Source organism: Streptacidiphilus sp. EB129 (assembly GCF_041262645.1).
Classification (GTDB): Bacteria; Actinomycetota; Actinomycetes; order Streptomycetales; family Streptomycetaceae; genus Streptacidiphilus.
This window is the reverse complement of the sequence record NZ_JBGCCS010000049.1, coordinates 1-25,583: the sequence shown is the minus strand read 5'-3', so window position 1 is coordinate 25,583 and position 25,583 is coordinate 1. Positions and strand designations below refer to the sequence as shown.

Here is a 25,583-nt window from a genome sequence, read left to right as displayed (position 1 = left end):
CACCTTTCAGGGCGTCAGGACCTTGCGCGGCGGCAGCACGACGCCGAACTCGAAGATCGCCGCCGTCACCTCCGACAGGTCGGCAGGGGACTCCACATGCACCACCGGGAACGGGAACGCGATCCAGCCCTTGGGCAGCGAGGGGCCGAGCACCAGGCCCAGCCGGGCGCCGTGCCGGGCCATCTCGGCGCTCATGTCGTCGATCCGGATGGTCTCCACCGCGTTGCGGCCGAACATGTCCCGGATCTCGGCGGCCGTGGTCAGCGTGCGCCGCTCCAGCGAGGAGCACATCGGCAGCACCGGCTCGCCGACGGCGGCGCCGGCCACCAGCCGGGCCACCGAGTCCGCGACCGGCTGCCGCAACGGGGAGTGCACGGCGACCGTGTTGGCCTCCTGGAGCTGCACCGAGCCGACCTCGATCTCGGCGGACAGCTGCTCCAGGGCGTCCCGGTAGCCGCTGAGCAGCATGGTCCGGAAGGCGCCGCTGGGGTGGGTGCCGAACTCGCCCGCCAGGTAGACGCCCTCGCGCTTGGGCTCGCAGTAGAGCATCGGATCGTCCTCGGTGCCGATGAAGCCGACGGCGACCCCCTCCGGGCGGGCGTCCGGCTGCCGCGGGCCGACGTGGTCCATCCGCAGCAGCAGCTCGAACAGTTCGCGCCGGGGCAGCGCCCCGGCCAGGCAGCTGCTGACCATCGCGCCCAGGCTGAGCCCGCCGACGGACGCCGGATGCACCCCCTCGCGGGCCAGCACGTCGTGGATGCCGACCATCGCGGCGGCCAGCGCGATGGAGCCCTGCCGGGAGACCGTCTCGATGTCCACCTGGTCGAGGTCGGGCTGTGGGCCTCTTCTCAGCAAGGTGTCCAGGTCCAGGCCGGTCCAGCCGGAGACCTGCTCGTACAGGCGCTGCACGGCCGGCTGGGTGGCGTGGAACGCGGCGATCCCGCTGGGGTCGTAGTTCAGCAGGTTGGTGCCGAAGATGAAGGCGAGGCTCATGCTCGCGTTCTCCCCTCTGTCTGTGGTGAGTCGGCGGACTGTGCGGTGGTGGCGGTCTGTCCGGTGACCGTGCCGCCGCCGTGTTCGGTGACGGCGGCGACGGCGGCGGCGACGTCCTCGGGGGCCTCGATGTGGACGACCGGGAACGGGAACTCGAAGGCGTCCCGGGGCAGGGTCGGTCCGAGCACCAGGCCGAGCCTGGCCCCCTGTCGGCGCATCTCCCGGGCCAGCCGGTCGGTGTGGACCGGCTCGACGACGTTGCGGGCGACCATGCTGCGCACCTCCGCCCCGGTGAACAGGGTGCGCTCCTCCAGCGAGGAGCACAGCGGCACGGCCGGGTCGCCGAACTCGATGCCGGCGGTCAGCCGGGCGGTGATGTCGCGGGCGCGGTGCCGCAGCGGGCTGTGCACCGCGATCGGCTCCTCGCTGAACACGAAGTACTCCGGCGGGTGCTCGGCGGCCAGCCGGTCCAGGGCCTCGCGGTGGCCGCTGAGCAGCACCATCCGGAACGCCCCGCTGACGTGCATGCCGAAGTCGCCGCTGAACCACACCCCGGGCCGGGTCCCGTAGAAGCCCTCCACGGACTGGCCGAGCGGGAGCACGGCGGCGACGCAGCCCTCCGGGTGCTCCGGCGACTCGGGGACGTCGGAGGCGTCGGTGTCGCAGAGCAGCCGGACCACCTCGCGCCGGGGCAGTGCGCCGGCGACCGCGGCGGCGGTGAGCGCGCCGAGGCTGAGCCCGCCGACGGTGCCGGGGAGCACGCCCTGCTCGGCCAGGACGTCGGCGATGCCGAGCATGGCCGCGGTCAGGCCGACCGAGGTGACCAGGGACAGGCCCTTGTCGTCGGCGCGCTTGTGCAGCAGGTCCTGGACCTGGTGGCCGGACCAGTCGGCCGCCTGGGCGTAGCTGTCGCGGACGGCCGGGTAGCTCTCGTAGAGCGCGACCAGGCCGGCCGGGTCGTAGGTGAGGTTCTTCTGGCCGAGGACGAACGCCGTGCTCATACCGCTCCTCCGGTCCAGGGAGCCGAGCCGCCCTCGACGGCCAGGCGCTCCAGTTGGGGTACCAGGTCGTGCGGGGTGGGGTGGGCCAGCGCCTCGTCGCGCAGCCAGGCCGCGCCCTGCCGGAAGGCGGGGTCGTCCAGCAGCCGCACCACGGCGGCGCGGACGGTCTCCGGGGTGGCCCGGTGGTGGCCGAGCAGCAGTCCGGCGCCGGCCCGCTCCAGTGCGCCGGCGCGGTAGAGCTGGTCGGAGACCGGGGTGGAGACCACCAGCTGCGGCACGCCCTCGACCATGGCACCGGAGAAGCTGCCGAAGCCGCCGTGGTGGATCAGCGCGGAGCAGCCGGGGAGCAGCGCGTGCAGCGGCACCTGGGCCACCACCCGGGCGTTGTCCGGCAGCGCGCCGTCCAGCTCGGCGACCTGGCTGGGCAGCAGCGCGGCGACCACCTCGACGTCCAGGTCGGCCAGCGCGGCGAGCAGCGACGCCTTGGAGACGTAGTCGCCGCCGTAGCGCTCGGTGTTGGCGGCGCCCAGGCTGAGGCAGACCCGGGGCCGTGCCTGCGGCCGCCGCAGCCAGTCCGGCAGCACCGCGGGCCCGTTGTACGGGACGAAGCGCACCGGGATCCGGCGGGTGTCGGCGGGGGCGGAGATCCGCTCGGGCAGCGGGTCCAGGGTGGCCTGACCGGTGATCAGCTCCTCGGAGAAGCTCCCGCCGAAGCCCTCGGCGCGCTCGCCGAGCCAGTCCGCCATCGGGTCCTCGCGCTGGTCCTCGGGGGCCTCGGCGAGGAGTTTGCCGAACAGCCGCCGCTTGGCCACCCAGACGTCGGCGAAGCACATCGAGCGGACCTGCGCGGCGCCGACCGCACCGGCGGCCAGCGGGCCGGCGTAGGTCAGCGGGTCCCAGACCACCAGGTCGGGCCGCCAGAAGCGCGCGAAGGCGACCAGGTCGTCGATCATCGGCTCGTTGTAGTAGGCGAAGCCCCAGCGGCCCATCTGCATCCGGGACAGTTCGCCGGCCCAGGTGACCCTGGCCGGGTCGAGTTCGCTCCAGTCGGCCTCGTCGATCTCCTGGGACTCGCGGTGGTCGGCCATCGCGGAGCTGATGTTGTCGTCGGTGCCGACCTCCACGGCGGTCATCCCGGTGGCGGCGACGGTGGCGCTGAAGCCGGGCGCGGAGGCCACCCGCACCTCGTGGCCGGCCGCCCGCAGCGCCCAGGCGAGCGGGGTCAGGCAGTACAGATGGGACTTCTCGGGGATGGTCGCGAAGAGCACGCGCATGCTGGCTCCGGAGGCTGCTGGGCTGGTGAGGGTGCGTCTCGGTGACAGTGCGTCTCGGTGACGGTGCGTCGGTGAGGGCGCGGGGGTGAGTGAGGGGACGCCGGTGAGCGGGGGCGGGGCGGGCTACGACGCGGTGTGGACCGCCAAGGCGCCGCGGAGCAGCGCGAGCACCTGGTCCTGGTGATCCGTCAGGAAGAAGTGGCCGCCGGTGTAGACGTGCATCCGGGTCGGTCCGGTGGTGTGCTCGCTCCAGGCCTCGGCCTCGGCCAGGGTGACCTTGGGGTCGGCGTCGCCGGTGAGCACGGTGACCGGGCAGTGCAGCAGGCTCGGGTCCCGGTACACATAGGTCTCGGCGGCCCGGTAGTCGTTGCGGACCACCGGCAGGACCATCCGCATCAGCTCCTCCTCGCCGAGGATCCGCTGGTCGGTGCCGCTGAGGCTGCGCATCTCCGCCATCAGCCCCTCGTCGTCCCGCTGGTGCACGTGCTCGTCACGCGACCGCGAGGGGGCCCGGCGGCCCGAGGCGAACAGGTGCAGCGGGTGCTGCCCGAGCGCTTCGAGCCGGCGGGCGGCCTCGAACGCGAGGGTGGCGCCCATACTGTGGCCGAACAGCGCGAACGGCCGGTCCAGCCACGGCAGCAGGGCCTCGACGATCTGCTCGGTGAGCACCCCGAGGTCGTCGACCAGCGGTTCCAGCCGACGGTCCTGGCGCCCCGGGTACTGCACCGACAGCACGTCGATGGCCGGGCCGGCGCCCGCCGACAGCGGCCGGTAGAACGGCGCCGAGCTGCCCGCGTGCGGGAAGCAGACCAGCCGGACCGCCGCGTCCTGCCGCACGTGGTACCGGCGGACCCAGGCGTCGCTGGTCAGCACGTCTCCGGTCAATGGGGCACCGGTCAGTGGGGCACCGGTCAGGGCGGCGCTTGTGGTGTCAGACATGCTTGTCGATCCATTCCTGGACGGCCCGCGCGGTCGAACCGGCCCGGGCCTCCATCATCGTGAAGTGGTTGCCCGGCACATCGACGACGGTGTGCGCGGTGTCCCAGGGGGTCTGCCACTCGTGCACCTGGTACGGGCCCTCGGGGCCGACCTCGATGATCGGCTCCGAGGCGCGCACCAGCAGGGTCGGCACGGACAGCGGCTTGGGCGTCCAGCCGGCGAAGGCGTCGAAGTACCAGCTCATCGCCGTCAGCCGGGACGCGTCCAGGGAGGCGAACATGTGCTCGCGGTCGAACATCCCGTCCACCAGCTCGGCCTGGAACTTCGCCAGCGGCGAGTCCTCGGTGGCCGGGTAGGTGTCGAGCAGGACCACGCCCGCGGGCGGTGCGCCCAGCTCGACCAGCCGGGTGGCCGCGGCGTGGGCCAGCAGCCCGCCGCCGGAGGAGCCGGCCAGCACCACCGGGCCCGCGGCCGCCAGTTCCAGCACGGCCCTGGCCTGAACCTCGACCACGGTCTGCCAGCTGTCCGGCAGCCGCTCCCCGGTCAGGAAGCCGGGCACCGACAGCGCCCAGAGATCCGAGACGCCGCGGAAGTCGGCCGCCAGCCGGGCGTACTGGTGCACCCCGGCCAGCGCCACGAAGGAGCTGAAGCAGACCAGCGGCACCGGGCCGGGGCCCGAGGTCAGCCGGACCGGCTTCAGGCCGGTGCCGAACTCCTCCGCCGAGGCGAAGGTCGGCCGCAGTGCGGCGGCGCTGCGCAGCAGCTCGTAGCCCTGGTCGATCCTGCCGGTGCGGCAGGCCTCGCGGAACAGCGCACCCAGCCCGTCCTCGGCCCCGGCGGCGTGGCCGCCGTCCGCCGGCGCCGTCCGCTGCCCGTCCGTCGCTGCGGCGTTCGCGGTCGGGGCCGCGCCGCCGTCCGCCGTGCCGCCCGTCGTGCCGTCGGTCCGGCGCGGCGTGGGGGCGGGCTCGGCGCCCAGCAGCGCGCCGAGGTGCTCGGCCAGCGCGACCGGGGTGGGCCGGTCGAAGACCAGTGTCGGCGGCAGCCGCAGTCCGGTGGCCGCACCGAGCCGGTTGCGCAGTTCGACGGAGGTCAGCGAGTCGAAGCCCGCCTCGATCAGGCTGAGCTCGGGCGCCACCTGCTCCGGCCCGGCGAAGGCCAGCACCAGCGCGACCTGACGGCGTACCAGCTCCAGCAGCAGTTCCTGCCGCTGCTGCTCCGACCGTCCGGCCAGCTGGTCGCGGACCGGGAGCGGGGCGGCACCCGCCGCACCGGCGGTCGGCCGGGCCGGGCGGCGGACCAGGCCGCGCAGCAGCGGGGCCACCGCGTCCCCGGCCTGCCGCAGCGCCTCGGCGTCGGTGGGCAGCGGCACCGCGACCGGTTCGGCCCGGCGCAGCGCCGCGTCGAACAGGGCCAGGCCCTGCGGCACCGACAGCGGCACCAGACCGCCCCGGGACATCCGGCGCAGATCGGCGTCGTCCAGCCCGCCGGTCATTCCCCCGGTCGGCACCCACGGGCCCCAGGCCAGCGAGACGGCCGGCAGGCCCCGGGCCGACCGGTGGGCCGCGAAGGCGTCCAGGTAGGCGTTGGCCGCCGCGTAGTTGGCCTGCCCGGCACCGCCCAGCAGGCCGGAGACCGAGGAGTACACCGCGAAGCAGGCGAGGTCGGCGCCCGCGGTCAGCTCGTGCAGCCGGGTGACGGCGTCGACCTTGGGACGGAGCACCGCGTCCAGCCGCTCGGCGCTGAGACCGGCCACGGTGGCGTCGTCCAGCGTGCCCGCGACATGCACCACGGCGGTGAGCGGCCGCTGTGCCGGGACGGACGCCAGCAGCGCGGCCAGCTGCCGCCGGTCGGCGACGTCGCAGGCGGCGAGGGTCACCTCGGCGCCGAGCGCGGTCAGTTCCTCGCGCAGCCGCACGGTCTCCTGCGCGTCCGCGCCGCGCCGGCTCGCCAGCAGCAGGTGCCGCACCCCGCGTTCGGCGGCCAGGTGGCGGACCAGCTCGCGGCCCAGGCCGCCGGACGCCCCGGTCACCAGCACCGTGCCGTCGGCCCGCCACGGGGCGGGGACGGTCAGCACCACCTTGCCGATCTGCCGGGCCTGGCTGATGTGGCGGAAGGCCTGCCGCGCCCGGCCGACGCCCCACGCGGTGACCGGCAGCGGGCGCAGCGCGCCTTCGGCGAACAGCGCCAGCAGCTCGCGCAGCATCTCGCCGATCCGGTCCGGTCCCGCTTCGAACAGGTCGAAGGACCGGTAGCGCAGCCCGTCGTACTCGGCCGCGAGCCGGTCCGGGTCGCGGAGGTCGGTCTTGCCCATCTCCAGGAACCGTCCACCGGGCGCGGTCAGCCGCAGCGAGGCGTCGACGAACGGCCCGGCCAGCGAGTCGAGCACCACGTCGACCCCGGCGCCACCGGTGGCGGTCCGGAACAGCTGCTCGAAGTCCAGCGTCCGCGAGGACGCCAGCCGCTCCCCCGGCACGCCCGACTCCCGTACGGCGGCCCACTTGTGCGGGCTGGCCGTGGCGTACACCTCGGCGCCGAGGTGCTGTGCCAGCTGGACGGCGGCCATGCCGACGCCACCGGCCGCCGAGTGCACCAGCACCCGCTCGCCGGCCTTCAGGCCGCCGAGGTCCACCAGCGCGTAGTAGGCGGTCAGGAACACCAGCGGTACCGCCGCCGCCTGCGCGAACGTCCAGCCGTCCGGGACCGGGGCGACCATCCGGTGGTCGGCCACGGCCAGCGGGCCGAAGGCGCCGGGGAACATGCCCAGCACCCGGTCGCCGACGGCGACGCCGGTCACCCCGGGCCCGACCTCGGTGACCACGCCCGCGCCCTCCTGTCCGAGCGGCGCGGCGGGACCCGGGTACATCCCGAGCGAGGTCAGCACGTCGCGGAAGTTGACGCCGGCCGCGCGGACCGCGATCCGCAGCTGACCGGCGGTCAGCTCCGCCTCGGCCTCCGGGGCCGGACGCAGCACCAGGTCGTCGACGGTCTCCCGCTCCCCCGTCACCAGCCGCCAGGCCTGCGCGTCGGCGGGCGGGGCCAGCTCGTCCTGTGGCAGCGCCGGGACCAGCCGGGGGATCCGGGCCGCACCCTCGCGGACCAGCGCCTCGGCGGCCCCGGCCGCCAGGACGGTCGGCAGCAGCGCGGCCGACTCGGCGGCGGCGTCCACGTCCAGCAGCACGAAGCGGTCCGGATGCTCGGCGACGGCGGAGCGGACCAGGCCCCACACGGCCGCTGCGGCCGGGTCGCGGACGTCGTCGCCGACGGCGTAGCGGGTGACCAGCACCAGCCGCGCGTGCCCGGCGTCCTCCCGGCCCAGCCACGCCTGGACGGCCGCCAGGGCGCGCCGCGCCAGCGCGTGCGCGTCGGCGGCCGGGTCGGCGGCGTGGCCGCCGGTGCGACCGTCGGCGGTGTCGGCGGCAGTGTCGGCGGCGGATGCGTCGGGGCCGGGCTGCCGGACGGGGGTCGACGACGGGGCGGGGCGGGTCCGATCGGTGGTGGGTGCGGGTGCGGGTGCGGGTGCGGCGAGGACCAGGGCCACGGCCTCGGGGATCCGCGCACCGGCTGCGGCGGCCTCGCCGAGTGCGGTCAGGTCCTCGTACACCTCCAGGTGCACCCCGGCCGCGCCGAGCGCGCCGCCGAGGTCCAGCGCGTCCGCGCCGACGACGGCCCAGCGCGCGCGCTGCGGGTCGACCGGGGCGGGCAGGGGCAGCGGCGTCCAGTCGAGCCGGAGCAGGCCGTCCGGGAGCGGTGCGGCCTGCGCTGCGGGCGCGGCCAGCTCACGGAGCGTCAGCGCGTCGACGGTGGCGACCGGCGCACCGGCCGGGTCGCTGAGCGTCAGCGCGACGGTGTCGGGTCCGGAGGTGCGCAGCGCCACCCGCAGCGCCGAGGCGCCGCCCGCGTGCAGGGTCACTCCGGACCAGGAGAAGGGCACCCGGCCCCGGTCGCTGCCGCCGAGGGCGGCGAAGGCGACCGTGTGCAGGGCCGAGTCGAGCAGCGCGGGGTGCAGCCCGAACCGGCCGCTGTCGCGCTGTGCCTCCTCGGGCAGGGCGACCTCGGCGAACACCTCGTCACCGCGCCGCCACACCGCCCGCAGCCCCTGGAACACCGGCCCGTAGCGGAAACCGGCTTCGGCCAGGTCCGGGTAGAAGCTGCCGAGCTCCACCCGCTCGGCCCCGGTCGGCGGCCACTCCTGCGAGCCCTCGGCCGCTGCTCCGGGGACGCTGTGCGCCCCCGGGAGCAGCAGGCCGTCGGCGTGGTGCGTCCAGGCGCCGTCGGAGCGGCTGCCGGGACGATCAGCGGGGCGGTCGGCGGGGCGCGAGTGGACCGCGAACACCCGGGCGCCGGTCGCGTCCGGCCCGTCGACCCGCAGCTGCAGTTCCACCTCGCCGTGCTCCGGCAGGGCCAGCGGCACGGTGAGGATCAGCTCCTCGATCCGGCCGCAACCGGTCTCGTCGGCGGCGGCGACCGCCGCCTCCAGGAACCCGGTGCCGGGGAACAGCACCGTTCCGGAGAGCATGTGGTCGGCCAGCCAGGGGTGGGTGCGCAGCGACAGCCTGCTGCTGAAGAGCACCGTCCCCGAGTCGGCGAGCACGGTCGGCGTCCCCAGCAGCGGGTGTCCGGCGGCCCTGGTCCCGCCCGGAAGCGCCGCGCCGGGCACCGGCCAGTAGCGCTGCCGCTGGAAGGCGTAGGTGGGCAGTTCGGTACGGCGGGCGCCCAGCGGGGCGTAGAGCGCCGCCCAGTCCGGTGCGCCGCCGCCCTCGACCTGGAGCCGGGCCAGGGCGCGGAGCAGCGACTCGGCCTCAGGGCGGTCCCGGCGCGCCAGCGGCACCAGCAGCGTGCCCGGGATCGCAGTGCCGGTCCCGTCCTTGGCCTCCGCCACCGGGTCCAGGCTGTCCTGCGCCATCGCGGTGAGCACCGCGTCCGGGCCGATCTCGACGAAGGAGGTGACACCGAGCCGGGCCAGCGTACGGACGCCGTCGTGGAAGCGGACGGTGCCGCGCACATGCCGCACCCAGTAGTCCGGCGAGCACAACTCCTCCGCCCCGGCGGGCTCACCGGTCAGCGTGGAGACGACCGGGATCTGCGGGGGACGGTAGTCGACGGTCCGGGCGACCCGGGCGAACTCGGCCAGCATCGGGTCCATCAGCGGCGAGTGAAACGCATGACTGACGGTCAGCTGTTTGGTGCGACGGCCGAGTTCGGCGATCTGTCCGGCGATCCGCAGTACCGCGCCCTCGTCGCCGGAGACGACTAGTGAGCGCGGTCCGTTGACCGCCGCGATGCCGACGTCGGTGCTGTCGCCGATCAGCGGCAACACCTCGGCCTCCGCCGCCTCCAGGGACACCATGGCGCCGCCGGAGGGCAGCTCCTGCATCAGTCGGCCCCGGGCCGCGACCAGCCGGCAGGCGTCGGCCAGGCTGAAGACCCCGGCCGCGTACGCCGCGACGAACTCGCCGATCGAGTGGCCCAGCAGCCGGTCGGCACACAGGCCCAGCGACTCGGCCAGGCGCAGCAGCGCGACCTCGTACGCGAACAGCGCGGGTTGGGTGTAACGGGTCTCGTCCAGCAGCGGACCGCCGTCGAAGACCAACTCCCGCAAGGTCCGGTCCAGTTCGAGGTCCATATGGGCACAGACCTCATCGAGGGCGGCGGCGAACACCGGGTGCGCCGCGTACAACTCCCGACCCATCCCGGAGCGTTGGGCTCCCTGACCGGTGAACAGGAACGCGGTCCTGCGGGCGGGTCCGGCCGTGCCGAGCAGCACGGCCGGGTGCTCCGTCCCGGCAGCGAGGGCTTCGAGGCCGTGCAGCAACCCGGCACGGTCGGCGCCCACCACAGCGGCCCGTGTGGCGAACGACGTACGAGTGGTGGCCAGCGCGAACGCGATGTCGGCGGGGCGGGCCCCGGGATCGGCGGCGAGATGACGGACCAGCTCCGCGGCCTGCCCGGCGAGCGCGGCCTCACCCCGTCCGGACACCAGCCAGGCGACCGGAACCGTCGTTGCGGGCAGCTGCGCTGACGGTACGTCCGGAACGGGGGCGGGCTGGGGTTCGGGCGCCTGCTCCAGGATCAGGTGCGCGTTGGTGCCGCTGATCCCGAACGCGGACACCCCGGCCCGGCGCGGCCGGCCGGCGGTCTCCCAGGCCTGCGGCTCGGTGAGCAGCCTGACCTGCCCCGCCGTCCAGTCGACATGGCTGGACGGGGTGCCGACGTGCAGGGTCGGCGGCAGCACACCGTGTCGCAGCGCCTGCACCGTCTTGATCACCCCGGCGACACCGGCGGCGGCCTGGGTGTGGCCGATGTTGGACTTCACCGAGCCCAGCCACAGCGGGTTCCCGGCCTCCCGGTCCTGCCCGTACGTCGCCAGCAGGGCCTGAGCCTCGATCGGGTCGCCGAGCGAGGTGCCGGTGCCGTGCGCCTCGACCAGGTCGACGTCGGCGGGGGCCAGCCGCGCGGCGGCCAGCGTCTCGCGGATCAGCCGCTGCTGAGCGGGGCCGTTGGGCGCGGTCAGGCCGTTGGAGGCACCGTCCTGGTTGACGCCCTCGGCCCGGAGCAGGGCCAGCACCTCGTGGCCGTTGCGCCGCGCGTCGGACAGTCGCTCCAGCAGCACCATTCCGGCGCCCTCGCCCCAGTTGGTGCCGTCCGCGTCGTCCGAGAACGCCTTGCAGCGGCCGTCCTCGGCCAGCCCGCGCTGGCGGCTGAAGGCGACGAAGGAGCCCGGGGTGGTCATCACGGTGACGCCGCCCGCCAGGGCCAGTTCGCACTCCCGCTGCCGCAGCGCCTGCGCCGCCCAGTGCATGGCGACCAGCGAGGACGAGCAGGCGGTGTCCACGGTCACCGCCGGGCCGTTGACACCCAGGGTGTAGGAGATCCGGCCGGACATCACCGCCGCGGTGTTGCCGGTGCCGACGTAGCCCTCGTCGAAGGCGTCGGCGGCGGCCAGCGTGGCGATGTAGTCCTGCCCGTTGGTGCCGACGAACACGCCGACGCCGGCGCCGCGCACCGACTGCGGGTCGATACCGGCCCGCTCCAGGACCTCCCAGGAGGTCTCCAGCAGCAGCCGCTGCTGCGGGTCCATGGTCAGTGCCTCGCGCGGCGAGATGCCGAAGAACTGCGGGTCGAACCCGGCGACGTCGTCCAGGAACCCGCCCTGGCGGACGTAGGAGGTGCCCGGACGGTCCGGGTCGGGGTCGTACAGGGCCTCGGTGTCCCAGCCCCGGTCGACCGGGAACCCGCCGATGGCGTCGCCGCCGGCGAGCACCAGCTCCCACAGCGCCTCGGGGGTGCTCACGCCGCCGGGGAAGCGGCAGCTCATCGACACGATGGCGATCGGGTCGTCGGCGACCGGCCGCTCCAGCGCCTGGGTCTCGGCCGGTGCCGCGCCGCCGACCAGCTCGTCGGCGAGGTGCGCCGCCAGCTCCTCGGCGGTCGGGAAGTCGAACAGCAGGGTCGCCGGAAGTCGCAGTCCGGTCGCGGCGGTGAGCCGGTTGCGCAGGTCGATGGCGGTCAGCGAGTCGAAACCCAGGTCCCGGAAGGCGCGTTCGGGCGCCACCGCATCGGCGCCGCTGTGCCCGAGGGCTGTGGCCGCCTCGCCACGCACCAGCTCCAGCAGCTGGGCCGCCCGCTCGGTGACCGGCAGCGCGCCCAGCCGGGACCGCAGCGTGTCACCCGCTGCGGCGGCCGCCGGATCACCGGTCTCCTCCAGTGCCGCCACCTCGGGCAGCTCGCCCAGCAGCGGGCTGGGACGGGAGCCGGTGAAGCCGGGGGCGAAGCGGGCCCAGTCCATGTCGGCCACGGTGATCGCCGTCTCGCCCAGGTCCAGCGACCGTTGCAGTGCCGCGATCGCCGACTCGGGGGCCAGCAGCCGCAGCCCTCGGCGGGCAAGGAACTCCTCAGTGCCCTCCTCGGCGGTCACCATGCCCCCGCCGGCCCACGGGCCCCAGGCCACCGAGGTGCCCGGCAGCCCGTCGGCCCGGCGCCGCTGGGCGATGCCCTCAAGCACCGCGTTGGCGGCGCCGTAGGCGGCCTGCCCACCGCTGCCCCACACGGCGGAGATCGAGGAGAACAACACAAAGGCGTCGAGGGTGCTGCCGCCGTCCCCGGCGCGATCGCGATCGCGTTCACGGAGCAGCTCGTCCAGGTGGACGGCGCCTGCGGCCTTCGCCGCGTAGACGGCGGCGGCCTCGGCCGATGCCATGCCGGCGAGCATCGCCGACTGCGGGACACCGGCCGCGTGCACCACGGTCCGCAGGTCCGGCACCGAGTCCAGCAGTGCCGCCACGGCGTTCCGGTCGCCCATGTCGCAGGCGGCGAAGGTGACCCGGGCACCGAGCTGCTCCAGCTCCGCGCGGAGCTCCCCGGCCCCGGGCGAGGCCGCGCCACGCCGGCTGACGAGCACCAGGTGCGCGGCGCCGGACCGGGCCAGCCAGCGGGCGATGTGACCGCCGAGCGCGCCGGTACCACCCGTCACCAGCGCGGATCCGCGCGGCTGCCACCGGGCCCCCGACGTACGGTCGGCCGCCGTGGTCGGTGCGGCGTGGGTGAGGCGGCGGGTGTAGCTGCCGGCGGCCCGGACCGCGATCTGGTCCTCCGTCCGGCCGTCGTCGCCGACACCGCCCAGCGCCGCCGCGACCCGGGCTACCGCCCGCAGATCGAGCTGCTCAGGCAGGTCGACCAGGCCGCCCCAGCGCTGCGGGTACTCCAGCGCGGCAGCCCGGCCGAAGCCCCAGACGCCCGCCTGCACGACGTCCCGCACCGGGTCGGACGCGCCGATCGACACCGCGCCACGGGTGAGGCACCACAGCGGCGCGTCCACGTCCGCGTCGGCCAGCGCCTGGGTCAACGCCACGGTCCGCGCCAGCGCGGGCGGCAGGCCGTCCCGGTCGTCGGCCGGCGCGTCCAGTGCGAGGAGGGAGAGCACTCCGGCGATCCCCGTGCCCGCTTCGGCACCCGCGTTGACACCCTCGGCGTCGCCGTTGGCGGTCAGGCTGTCGCGCTGGAGCCTGAGTTGCGCCGCGAGTTGCGCTCGGTCACCGGAGGACGCGTCGAACGGCACCAGCGCCGCCCGCTGCGCGGCCAGCCCGGCGAGCAGCGGCTCGACGCCGGTGACGTCCGGGCCGGTGGCCACCAGCCAGGTGCCCGACAGCTCCTGGCTGCGGCCCTCGGTCAGCGGCCGCCAGCGCACCTGGTAGCGCCACCCGTCCAGCACGGAGTCGTCGTTGAGACGACGGTGCCAGGAGGCCAGCGCCGGCAGCAGTGGCGACAGCGTCGCTTCCTCGGTACCGAGCGCCTCGGTGAGCGCGGTCAGGTCGCCACGGGACACCGCGTCCCAGAACTCGGCGTCCATGGCGCCGGTCGGTACCACCCCTCCGGCCGAGCCGGGGAGTTCGATCGTCGGCCAGTAGCGCTGGTGCTGGAAGGCATAAGTCGGCAGATCGACCTGTCGACCGCCGCCGATCACCGCAACCCAGTCCACCCGGGCCCCCGAAACGTACAACCGCCCCAGCGCCTCCAGCACCGTACGCTCCGCCTCACGGTCACGACGGGCAAGTGCCACCACCGTCCCCTCGGCCAACTCCGCGGCCAGAGCCGTGAGCACCCCGTCAGGCCCGACCTCGACGAAGCGCGTCACCCCACGCTCCACCAACTCCCCCACACCATCAGCAAAGCGAACCGCCCGACGAACCTGGGACACCCAGTACGCGGGAGACATCAACTCCTCGGCCGTGGCCAGACGACCCGTCACATTCGACACCACACCGATCCGCGGACGCGAGAACTCAACGCCCTCAAGCACCGCACGGAAGTCGTCCAGCATCGCGTCCATCCGGGAGGAGTGGAACGCATGACTCACCCGCAGACGCCGAGTACGACGACCCGCCCCGGTGAAGTGCGCGGCGATACGGTCGACCTCGTCCTCGTCGCCGGAAACCACCACCGAGGTGGGACCGTTGACCGCAGCGATGCTCACCCCGTCGGTGAGCCGGGGCAGTACCTCGTCCTCGCTCGCCTCAACCGCGACCATCGCACCACCCGCAGGCAACGCCTGCATCAAACGACCCCGCGCAGCCACCACCCGACACGCATCCGACAGCGACCACACCCCCGCCACATACGCCGCCGCCAACTCACCGATCGAGTGCCCGAGCAGATAGTCGGCCTCCACACCCCAAGACTCGACCAGACGGTACGCAGCCACCTCGAACGCGAACAACGCCGGCTGCGTCCACCCCGTCTCATCCAAACCCACCCCGCCGAACATCACCTCACGCAAGCCAGACCCGAACTCCGCACACACCTCGTCCAACGCAGCCGCGAACACCGGAAACGCCCCATACAACTCACGCCCCATCCCCGCCCACTGCGCACCCTGACCCGTAAACAACACCGCCGACCGACCCGAACGCACCACACCACGCACCGCCAGGTCACCCAACCCGGCCAGCAACTCCTCACGACCCCCACCCAGCACCACCGCACGATGCTCCAGCGCCGCACGACCCGACGCCAACGAAAACCCCACATCCACCGGATCCACATCCGCCACAGACTCTCCCAGCCGACCCGCGGCCGACCGCAACGCCTCCTCCGTACGCCCCGACAGCACCCACGGCACCACCGTCAGCGGCGAGACAGCCACCTCGACGTACGCCTCAGCCTCGGGCGCCTGCTCCAGAATCACGTGCGCATTGGTCCCCGACACACCGAACGCCGAGACACCCGCACGCCGCGGACGGTCCACCTCCGGCCAGACCCGAGCCTCCGTCAGCAGTTCCACCGCACCCGCCGACCAGTCCACGTGGGTGGACGGCTGGGTCACGTGCAGGGTCTTGGGCAGCATGCCGTGGCGCAGCGCCTGCACCATCTTGATGACGCCCGCGACACCGGCTGCGGCCTGCGGGTGGCCGATGTTGGACTTCACCGAGCCCAGCCACAGCGGGCGTTCGGCCTCCCGGTCCTGCCCGTACGTCGCCAGCAGGGCCTGCGCCTCGATCGGGTCACCGAGCGACGTTCCCGTGCCGTGCGCCTCCACCGCGTCCACGTCTGCGGCGGCCAGGCCCGCCGAAGCCAGCGCGGCGCGGATGACGCGCTGCTGCGCGGGTCCGTTGGGAGCGGTCATGCCGTTGGAGGCACCGTCCTGGTTCACGGCCGAGCCGCGCACCACAGCCAGCACGCGGTGGCCGTTGCGCTGGGCGTCGCTGAGCCGCTCCAGCATCAGCATGCCGGCGCCCTCGGCCCAGCTCGCGCCGTCGGCGGCGTCGGAGAACGGCTTGCACCGTCCGTCCGGTGCGAGTGCGCGCTGGCGGCTGTAGTCGATCAGCGACACCGGGGTCGACATGACGGTGACGCCGCCGGCCAGGGCCAGCCGGCAGTCGCCCGAACGCAGCGACTGGATGGCCCAGTGCAGGGCCACCAGCGAGGAGGAGCAGGCCGTGTCGACCGAGACCGCGGGGCCCTCCAGACCGAGGGTGTAGGCGATCCGGCCGGAGAGCACGCTGAACGAGTTGCCGCTGCCGATCAGCCCCTCGGCGCTCTCCTTGGCGAGCATGAGCAGACCGACGTAGTCCTGGTAGGTGATGCCGGCGAAGACGCCGGTCTGGCTGCCGCGCAGGGCGTGCGGGTCGATCCCGGCGTGCTCGGCGGCCTCCCAGGCGGTTTCCAGCAGCAGCCGGTGCTGCGGGTCCATCGACAGGGCCTCGCGGGGCGAGATCCCGAAGAACGCGGGGTCGAACGCCCCGGCGTCGTGCAGGAATCCGCCGCCCTGGGCGTAGCAGGTGCCGGGGTGGTCCGGGTCGGGGTCGTAGAGGGTCTCCAGGTCCCAGCCGCGGTTCGACGGGAACGGCGAGATGGCGTCGCCACCGGCGGCGACCAGGTCCCACAGTTCGTCGGGGGTCTCAACGCCGCCGGGGAAGCGGCAGCTCATGCCGATGATGGCGATCGGCTCGTCGCTGGAGGCGGGGACCGGGGCGGGTTCGACGGCCGCGTCGACGTCCGTCTCCGCGTCGCCGAGCAGTTCCCGCCGCAGCAGTACGGCCACGGCGCTCGCGGTCGGGTGGTCGAAGACCAGGGTGGCCGGCAGCCGCAAGCCGGTGGCCTCGCGCAGCGCGTCACGGAGTTCCACCGCGGTCAGCGAACTGACACCGAGGTCCTTGAACGGGCTGGCGGGGTCGATTTCCTCCCCGCCGGCGTGGCCCAGCACCTGGGCTGCCCGGTCGCGTACCAGCTCGACCAGGATCTGGTCCTGCTCGGCGATGGTGAGCCCGTCCAGGCGTCCGATCAGGCCCGGGTCACCGGCGCGCCCGGACGGTACGGCGGCGGGACGGGGCGGCGCGACGGCGGCAGCGGTGCCGTCGGCAGTGCCGGCGGAGGCGCTGGTGGGGACGGTGTCGGCGGCGGTCGCCGCGGCGCGGCGTCGCGAGGACCCGGCGCCCCTGCGGCCCGGCCCTGCGGCCTCCTGGCGGGCACCGGCGACCGGGCGCATGACGAGTGCGTCGACCGAGGCGACCGGCTGGCCGGTCGGGTCGGCGAGCAGGACCCGGAAGGTGGCCTCGCCCTCGGCCGGGGATATCCGGACCCGCAGCGCCGAGGCGTCCTCCGCATACAGCGTCAGCCCGGCCCAGGAGAACGGGAGCATGTCCGCGCCCAGGCCCGGCAGCAGCCCGAGCGCGAAGGGGTGCAGTGCGGCGTCGAGCAGCGCGGGGCGCAGCAGGAATCCGTCATCGCCGGGCTGCGCCTCCACGCCGACCTCGGCGAACAGTTCCTCCCCGCGCTGCCAGGCGGCGCGCAGACCGCGGAACGCGGGCCCGTAGGCGAAGCCGGCCTCGGCCCACCGCTGGTACAGGTCCTCGACCGGGACGGCACGGGCGCCGGCCGGCGGCCACTGAGCCAGGGTGTCGACCGGTCCGGGTGCGCCGGTGGCGAGGGTGCCGCGCGCGTTGCGGGTCCACGGAGTGTCCGTTCCGGCACCGTCGGGCCGGCTGTGCACCGCGAACGGGCGGAATCCCGCCTGGTCGGGGCCGCCCACGGTCACCTGCAGCTGGACCGCGCCGGTGGGCGGGACCGGCAGCGACGCCTCGACCAGGATCTCCTCGACCCGGTCGCAACCCACCTCGTCGGCGGCGCGGACGGCGAGTTCGACCAGCGCCGCTCCGGGGAGCAGCGCGACGCCGTGCACGACGTGCTGCGCCAGCCAGGGGTGCTGCGCGGTCGAGGCGCGGCCCGTCAGCACCACCCCGCCGCCGTCCGCGAGCGGCACGGCGGCACCGAGCAGCGGGTGCTGGACCGCGCCCAGCCCCAGCACGGCCGGGTCGGCGTGCTGCTCCGTCGCGCTGCCGGCCGGGTCGGCGGGCGGCTCCTCCAGCCAGTAGCGGCTGCGCTGGAACGCGTAGGTGGGCAGGTCGACCCGTCGGCCGGCGCCGATCACGGCGGCCCAGTCGACGGTCGCGCCGGCGACGTGCAGCCGGGCGAGTGCCTCCAGCGCGGTCGACTCGGCGGGACGGTCGCGGCGCGCCAGCGGGACGACGACGGCACCGTCGATGATCTCCCGCACCATCGCCGAGAGGACGCCGTCGGGGCCCGCCTCGATCAGGCGGTTCACCCCGAGGGCTGCCAACTCGCGTACTCCGTCCGCGAAACGAACCGCGGAGCGGACCTGGGTGAGCCAGTAGGCGGGCGTGGCGAGTTCCTCGTCCGTGGCCGGCCGCCCGGTCACGTTGGAGATCAACTGTCGCTGCGGGGGCAGGAATTCGACGTCGGCGAGGACCGCGGCGAACTCCTCCAGCATCGGGTCCATCAGCGCCGAGTGGAAGGCGTGGCTCACCCGCAGCCGCCGGGTGCGGCGTCCGCGCGCCGCGAAGGTCTCGCCCAGGCGCAGCACGTCGGCTTCGCTGCCGGAAATCACCACGGACGTCGGTCCGTTGACGGCGGCGATGCTCACCGCCTCGGTGAGCAGTGGCAGTACCTCGTCCTCGGCCGCCTCCACGGCGACCATCGCGCCACCGGCGGGCAGCGCCTGCATCAGCCGGCCCCGGGCAGCGACCACCCGGCAGGCGTCGGTGAGCGACCACACTCCGGCGAGGTACGCGGCGGCCAGTTCGCCGATGGAGTGGCCGAGCAGGTAGTCGACCTGGACGCCCCAGGACTCGATCAGGCGGAACGCGGCCACCTCGAACGCGAATAGGGCGGGCTGGGTCCAGCCCGTCTCGTCCAGGCCTTCGCCGCCGGTCATCACCGCGCGCAGTTCGGGAGCGAACCCGGCGCAGACCTCGTCCAGTGCGTCGGCGAACACCGGGAACGCGGCATACAGGTCGCGGCCCATGCCGGCCCACTGGCCGCCCTGGCCGGTGAGCAGTACCGCCGTGGCGCCCTCGGCGATCCGGCCGCGCAGCACCGAGGCGGCCGTCGCCCCGGCGGCGAGCGCGTCCAGACCGGCCAGCAGTTCGTCGTGGTCCGCGCCGAGCAGGACCGCCCGGTGCTCCAGCGCGGCCCGTCCCGTGGCCAGCGAGTACGCGACGTCGACCGGGGCGGCGATCGTACGGGTGTTTGAGTCGGTCGGGTCGGCGTCCGTCAGGAAGGTGCGGAGCCTGGCTGCCTGTTCGAGCAGTGCCTTCGGCGAACGGGCCGACAGCGCCCAGGGCAGCACCGACGGCGCGGCGGGGAGCGGCGGGGCGTCCGGCTCCAGGTCGGGTACGGGCTCGGACGCCTGGGGTGCCTGTTCCAGGATCACGTGGGCGTTGGTGCCGGAGACGCCGAAGGCGGAGACGCCCGCACGGTGCGGGTGCCGGGTGGTGGGCCAGGGGCGCGCCTCGGTGAGCAGTTCGACCGAACCCGCGGTCCAGTCGACGTGCGTGGAGGGCTCGGTGACGTGCAGCGTCTGCGGCAGTACCCCGTGGCGGATCGCCTCGACGGTCTTGATGATGCCGGCGACACCGGCGGCGGCCTGGGTGTGGCCGATGTTGGACTTCACCGAGCCCAGCCACAGCGGGTTGTCGTCCTCCCGGTTCCGGCCGTAGGTGGCCAGCAGGGCCTGCGCCTCGATCGGGTCACCCAGGGAGGTGCCGGTGCCGTGCGCCTCCACGACGTCGATGTCGGCGGTGGTCAGGCGGGCGTCCGCGAGCGCCGCGCGGATCACGCGCTGCTGGGACGGGCCGTTGGGGGCGGTCAGGCCGTTGGACGCGCCGTCCTGGTTGACCGCGGTACCGCGCACCACCGCGAGCACCGGGTGGCCGTTGCGCTGCGCGTCGGACAGCCGCTCGACCAGCAGGAGGCCGACGCCCTCACCCCAGCCGGTGCCGTCCGCGTCGTCCGAGAACGCCTTGCAGCGGCCCGCCATGGACAGCCCGCCCTGCCGGCTGAACTCGGCGAAGACGCCGGGCGTCGACATCACCGTGACGCCCCCGGCGAGGGCCAGCGAGCACTCCCCGCGCCGCAGCGCCTGCACCGCCAGGTGCAGCGCCACCAGCGAGGACGAGCACGCGGTGTCCACCGTGACCGCCGGGCCTTCGAGACCGTAGGTGTAGGACAGGCGGCCGGAGAGCACGCTGCCGGAGTTGCCGGTGAGCAGATGACCCGCGACCTCGTCCGGGACCGTGGTGAGGTTCGCGGCATAGCCTGACGGCGCGGCGCCGACGAACACGCCGGACGCGCTGCCCTTCAGTGCACGCGGGTCGATCCCCGCCCGCTCGAACAGCTCCCAGGAGGCCTCCAGCAGCAGACGCTGCTGCGGGTCGGTGGCGAGTGCCTCGCGCGGGGAGATCCCGAACAGACCCGCGTCGAACAGTGCGGCGTCCCGCAGGAACCCGCCCTCGTAGGTGTTGCTGCGGCCCTCGTGCTGCGGGCCGTAGATGTGTTCGAGGTCCCAGCCCCGGTCGGTGGGCATCGCCCCGACCGCGTCGGTGCCGTCCACGACCAGCTGCCACAGGTCCTCCGAGGAGCTGATCCCGCCCGGGAACCGGCAGCTCATCGCCACGATCGCGATCGGCTCGTCCGGGTCGGCGGCCGGTACCGGCGTCGGCGCGGCCGACGTCTCCGGCGCGCCGAACAGTTCCCCGGCGAGGTGGCGGGCCGCGTCGCGGGCGCTCGGGTGGTCGAAAACCAGGGTGGCCGGCAGCCGCAGGCCGGTCGCCGCGTTCAGCCGGTTGCGCAGTTCGACCGCGGTGAGCGAATCGAAACCGAGCTCCCGGAACGGACGCCCCGGGTCGACGGCGGCCGCCCCGGCGTGACCGAGCACGGCGGCCGCCTCGGCCCGGACCAGGTCGAGCAGCACCGCGCGAGCGCGGTCACCGTCCAGCCGCGCCAGCCGTTCGCGCAGCGCGCCGCCCGCGCCGCCCGCGCCGGCGGCAGCGGGGCTCGCGTCCTGGGCGGCCTGCAGCGACGCCACCTCGGGCAGGCCGGTCAGCAGCGGGCTGGGCCGCAGGGCGGTGAAGGCCGGTGCGAACCGCGCCCAGTCGACGTCCGCGATGGCGACGACCGCGCCGCCGCCCCCGACCGCGCCGCGCAGCGCGGCCAGCGCCGCATCGGGCGCCAACGCCCGGATGCCACGCCGCAGCAGCGCCTCCCGGGACGCCTCGTCGGCGGCCATGCCACTGCCGGCCCAGGCGCCCCACTGCACCGAGGTCGCCGCGAGCCCGCGGGCCCGGCGGTCCAGCGCCAGCGCGTCCAGCACGGCGTTGCCGGCCGCGTACGCGGCCTGGCCGCCGCTGCCCCAGAGGGCGGCGATCGAGGAGAACATCACGAACGCGTCCAGCTCACGATCGGCGAGCAACTCGTCGAGATGCAGCGCGCCGGCCGACTTGGGGGCGCAGACAGCCGCGAAGGCGTCCAGACCCATGGCGTCCAGCGCCTCGTTCTGCGGCAGCCCGGCGGCATGCACCACGGCGCGGATCCGCCGATCGCCGGGACCGGCCGCCACGGCCGTGGAGCCGTCGGCTCCGGCATCGCCGGTGGGGGCGGGGGACAGGGCGTCGGCCTCGACCTCGCGCAGCATCGCGGCGACCGCCTCGCGGTCCGTGACGTCGCAGCCGACGACGGCGACATCGGCCCCGAACTCCCGCAGCTCAGCGACGAGTTCGTCAACCCCGGGCGCGTCCGCGCCCCGACGGCCGGTGAGCACCAGCCGCTCGGCGCCGTTCTGCGCCAGCCAGCGGGCGACATGCCCGCCCAATGCGCCGGTACCGCCGGTGACCAGGACGGTGCCGCGCGGCTTCCAGTCGGCGCCGGGCACCGTTCCGGCGGGCGCGTGCACCAGGCGGCGCGCGAAGACCCCCGCACCTCGTACCGCGAGCTGGTCCTCCGGACCGGTCGCGCCGGCGAGGACTGCGGCCAGGCGGGCGACCGCCGCCGCGTCCGGCTCGGACGGGAGGTCGACCAGGCCGCCCCAGCGGCGCGGCTGCTCCAGGGCGACGACCCGGCCCAGACCCCAGACGGCGGCCTGGCCGACCGCCGACACCGGGTCGGATGCGCCGACGGAGACGGCTCCCCCGGTCACGCACCACAGCGGGCCGTCGACCTCCAGCTCCCCCAGAACCTGGGCCAGCAGCAGCGTCCCGACGACCCCGGCGGTCAGCTCCGGTCGCGTGGAGTGGCTTCGGGCGTCAAGCCCGACCAGGGACAGCACACCGGCGGGCTTCCCGTCGTCCCCCTCCAGGGCAGCACGGAGTTGCTCGGCGAACGACGCGCGGTCGGCGCGCGCGGCGTCAACCCCGACGTGGACGACCTCAGCCCCGGCGCGCTCCAGGCCCTGCAGCACGACGGCGATGGTTCCGGCCGACCGGCTGTCCGGGGCGTCCGGGGTGGTGTCGTCGGTGGGGACGACGACCAGCCAGCGGCCGGAGAGCCGGGTCGCCTCCGCGACAATCGCGCAGACCTGCCAGTCGACGCGGTAGCGCCAGCCGTCGGCCTCGGCGTCGGACTGTCGGCGCAGGTGCCAGGCCGACAGTGCCGGCAGCAGCGGCTCCAGCGCGTCGGGGGCGACCCGCAGGCTCTCGGCCAGCTCCGGCAGGTCGCCGCGCGCGACCGCGTCCCAGAACGGAGCGTCCACGGCGTCCCCGGACGCCCCGTTCACGGTCGGGGCGGCCAGGGTCGGCCAGTAGCGGCTGTGCTGGAAGGCGTAGGTCGGCAGAGCGACCACCTGCGCGCCGGAACCCGCGAACACCGCGTCCCATGCGGGCGTACCACCGCCCGTCCACAGCTGGGCGAGTGAGGCGAGGAAGCGCTCCGGGCCACCCTCGCCGCGCCGCAGCGAGCCGGCGACCACGCCCTCGAACCCGCCGGCCTCCAGCGTCTCCTCGACGCCGACGGTGACCACCGGATGCGGACTCACCTCGACGAACGCGGTGAACCCGGCCTCCGCCAACTCCCGTACCGCAGGCTCGAACTCGACGGTACGGCGCAGATTCTCGTACCAGTAGGCCGCCGAGCCGATCCGCACCCCATCCGGCAGCCCGCCCACGGTCGATCGGAACAGGACGGGAGCGCCGGTCGGCTCGGTCGGCTCGACGGGAGCCAGCAGGTCGGCCAACTCCTCGCGCAGCGCCTCCACATGAGCGGAGTGCGAGGCGTAGTCGACATCGATGCGCCGAGCGCGCACGCCGTCCGCGACGAGTTCGGCCAGCAGCCCGTCAAGCGCCTCGCCGTCACCCGACACCACGACGGACGTGGGGCCGTTGACGGCGGCCACGGACAGACGCCCCTCCCAAGCCGTCAGACGCTCGCCCACGGCGACGGCATCCGCGGCCACCGACATCATCCCGCCTCGGCCGGACAGCGCCATGATCGCCCGGCTGCGCAATGCCACCACGCGCGCGGCATCGTCCAGCGACAGCACGCCGGCGACGGCAGCTGCGGCGATCTCGCCCTGGCTGTGGCCGACCACCGCGTCCGGTACCACCCCGGCCGCGCGCCAGAGCGCTGCCAGCGACACCATCACCGCGAACAGCACCGGCTGGACCACGTCCACCCGGTCCAGCGACGGCGCGCCCGGCTCGTCCCGGAGCACAGCCGTCAACGACCAGCCGGTGTAGGGACGGAGAGCCTCCTCGCACTCGGCGATCCGGTCCCGGAACACCGGGGAGGAGTCGAGCAGCCCGAGCGCCATGCCGCTCCACTGCGAGCCCTGCCCGGGGAACAGCAGCGCCACCTTGCCGCCGCCACGAGCCTCCCCGGTCACCACCCGCGCGGAGGGAGCTCCGGCGGCGAACTCGTCCAGGGCGGCCAGGAGTTCGGTGCCGCTGCTGCCGATCACGACGGCCCGGTGCTCCAGCGCGGCGCGGGTCCTGGCGAGGGAGTAACCGATGTCGGCGGGACCACCGGCGGCAGCGGGTGACTCGTCGGTGAGGTGCTGGCGCAGGCGGGCGGCCTGGGCGCGCAGCCCCTGCGGGGTGCGGGCGGAGATCAGCCACGGAAGCGTGCTGTGGTCGCCGAAGACCGGAGTGGGCGTCACCGCGTGCGCGGCGGTGCCGGGCAGGTCGGCGGCGGGGTGCGCGTCCGAGTTCGCGTCCGGGTTCGCAGTGGGGTCGATCGCCGGGGCAGCTTCGATGATCGTGTGCGCGTTGGTGCCGGACACCCCGAAGGAGGAGATGGCGGCGCGGTGGGGGTGGTTGGTGGTGGGCCAGGGGCGGGCTTCGGTGAGGAGTTCGACGGCGCCGGTGGTCCAGTCGACGTGGGTGGTGGGCTGGGTGACGTGCAGGGTCTTGGGCAGCATGTTGTGCTGCATGGCCTGGACCATCTTGATGACCCCGGCGACGCCGGCGGCGGCCTGGGTGTGACCCAGGTTCGACTTCACCGACCCCAGCCACAACGGGCCGGCAGTGTCGCGGTCCTGACCGTAGGTCGCCAACAACGCCTGCGCCTCGATCGGGTCACCCAGAGACGTACCGGTACCGTGCGCCTCCACCACGTCGACGTCGGCGGTCGTCAGGCCCGCGTCCGCCAGGGCGGCGCGGATCACCCGCTGCTGGGACGGGCCGTTCGGCGCGGTCAGCCCGTTCGAGGCACCGTCCTGGTTCACCGCACTGCCACGCACCACCGCCAGCACCGGATGCCCGTTGCGACGCGCATCGGACAGCCGCTCCACCAGCAGCATGCCCACACCCTCACCCCAACCAGTCCCGTCCGCATCATCCGAAAACGCCTTGATCCGCCCATCGACCGCCAACCCCCGCTGCCGACTGAACTCCACGAAGAGTCCGGGTGTCGACATGAGCGTGACGCCGCCCGCGAGAGCGAGGGAGCATTCGCCGCGCCGCAGAGCCTGGACGGCAAGGTGCAGCGCGACCAGCGAGGACGAGCACGCGGTGTCCACGGTGACGGCCGGGCCCTCAAGCCCGAAGGTGTAGGACAGGCGTCCGGAGACGACGCTGGCGGCGTTGCCGGTGCCGAGATATCCCTCGACGTTCTCCTGACCAGCCATCAGCACAGCCGCATAATCCTGGCCATTGGTACCCACGAACACACCCGTCGCACTCCCCCGCAACGACCCCGGATCCACCCCCGCCCGCTCAAACACCTCCCACGACGTCTCCAACAACAACCGCTGCTGCGGATCCATCGCCAACGCCTCACGCGGAGAAATACCAAAGAACCCCGCATCAAACCCCGCCACACCCTCAACAAACGCACCCACCCGCGTATACGACGTCCCCAAACGCCCCGGATCCACATCAAACAACCCCTCCAAATCCCACCCCCGATCCACCGGAAAACCACCCACCCCATCCCGACCCTCCACCAACAACCCCCACAACTCCTCCGGCGACCCCACCCCACCCGCAAACCGACACCCCATCGCCACAATCACCACCGGCTCATCCACCACCCCACCAGCCACCACACCCGCCTCACCCAAGGCACCGGTGTCCACCTCCGCACCCGACAACAACTCCACCAACCGACCCGCCAACACACCCGGCGTCGGATAATCAAAAACCAACGACGCCGGCAACACCAACCCCGTCTCCACCCCCAACACATTCCGAAACTCAACCGCCGTCAACGAATCAAAACCCAAATCCCGAAACGCCCGATCCACCCCCACCAACCCCACACCCCTCAACCCCAACACCCCAGCAGCACCCTCCCGCACCACCCCCAACAACAACCGCTCCCGCTCACCACGCCCCAACCCCACCAACCGACCCAACAACCCCGCCCCAGACCCCGACCCCGCCTTCTCTTCGAACAGATGCGCCACCTCCGCGATCTCCGACACCAACGGCACCGCCCGCGACACAAACCGACCCCAGTCGATGTCCGCGACCGTGACGGTGGCGTCCGGCCCGGCCGCAACCATCCCCAGCGCTTGAATGGCAAGCTCCGGGTCCATACCCCTCACCCCACCACGACGCTGACGCTCCGCAACCCCCACACCCGCAGCCATCCC

General features: G+C 74.3%; 5 protein-coding genes. All 5 read right to left on the bottom strand.

Features of this window, described 5'->3' with window-relative positions:
• Window positions 1-6 precede the first annotated feature (6 nt).
• The 5 genes from ABH925_RS33920 to ABH925_RS33900 all read right to left on the bottom strand — a co-directional run bounded on the left by ABH925_RS33920 (window position 7) and on the right by ABH925_RS33900 (window position 25,535).
• Window positions 7-993 (bottom strand): acyltransferase domain-containing protein, encoded by a 987-nt coding sequence (locus tag ABH925_RS33920; RefSeq protein ID WP_370154539.1) that lies wholly within the window; start codon window positions 991-993, stop codon window positions 7-9.
• A complete protein-coding gene (locus ABH925_RS33915) occupies window positions 990-1,994 on the bottom strand; it encodes an acyltransferase domain-containing protein (protein ID WP_370154536.1) in 1,005 nt (334 codons plus the stop codon). The genes ABH925_RS33920 and ABH925_RS33915 overlap by 4 nt, the downstream gene beginning before the upstream one ends.
• The gene (locus ABH925_RS33910) at window positions 1,991-3,268 is read right to left on the bottom strand and encodes an activator-dependent family glycosyltransferase (protein ID WP_370154533.1); all 1,278 of its coding nucleotides are present in this window, start codon (window positions 3,266-3,268) and stop codon (window positions 1,991-1,993) included. Before ABH925_RS33910 ends, ABH925_RS33915 begins: the two co-directional genes overlap by 4 nt.
• 123 nt (window positions 3,269-3,391) lie before the next feature.
• Entirely contained in the window at window positions 3,392-4,207 is an 816-nt protein-coding gene (locus ABH925_RS33905) for a thioesterase II family protein (RefSeq protein ID WP_370154530.1), read from the bottom strand.
• A complete protein-coding gene (locus ABH925_RS33900) occupies window positions 4,200-25,535 on the bottom strand; it encodes a type I polyketide synthase (protein WP_370154527.1) in 21,336 nt (7,111 codons plus the stop codon). The genes ABH925_RS33905 and ABH925_RS33900 overlap by 8 nt, the downstream gene beginning before the upstream one ends.
• Between the last annotated feature and the right edge of the window lie 48 nt (window positions 25,536-25,583).

Coding starts and splice junctions, on each gene's coding strand:
- ABH925_RS33905 (WP_370154530.1), bottom strand. CDS start 4,207: ATGTCTGACACCACAAGCGCCGCCCTGACCGGTGCCCCACTGACCGGT.
- ABH925_RS33910 (WP_370154533.1), bottom strand. CDS start 3,268: ATGCGCGTGCTCTTCGCGACCATCCCCGAGAAGTCCCATCTGTACTGC.
- ABH925_RS33915 (WP_370154536.1), bottom strand. CDS start 1,994: ATGAGCACGGCGTTCGTCCTCGGCCAGAAGAACCTCACCTACGACCCG.
- ABH925_RS33920 (WP_370154539.1), bottom strand. CDS start 993: ATGAGCCTCGCCTTCATCTTCGGCACCAACCTGCTGAACTACGACCCC.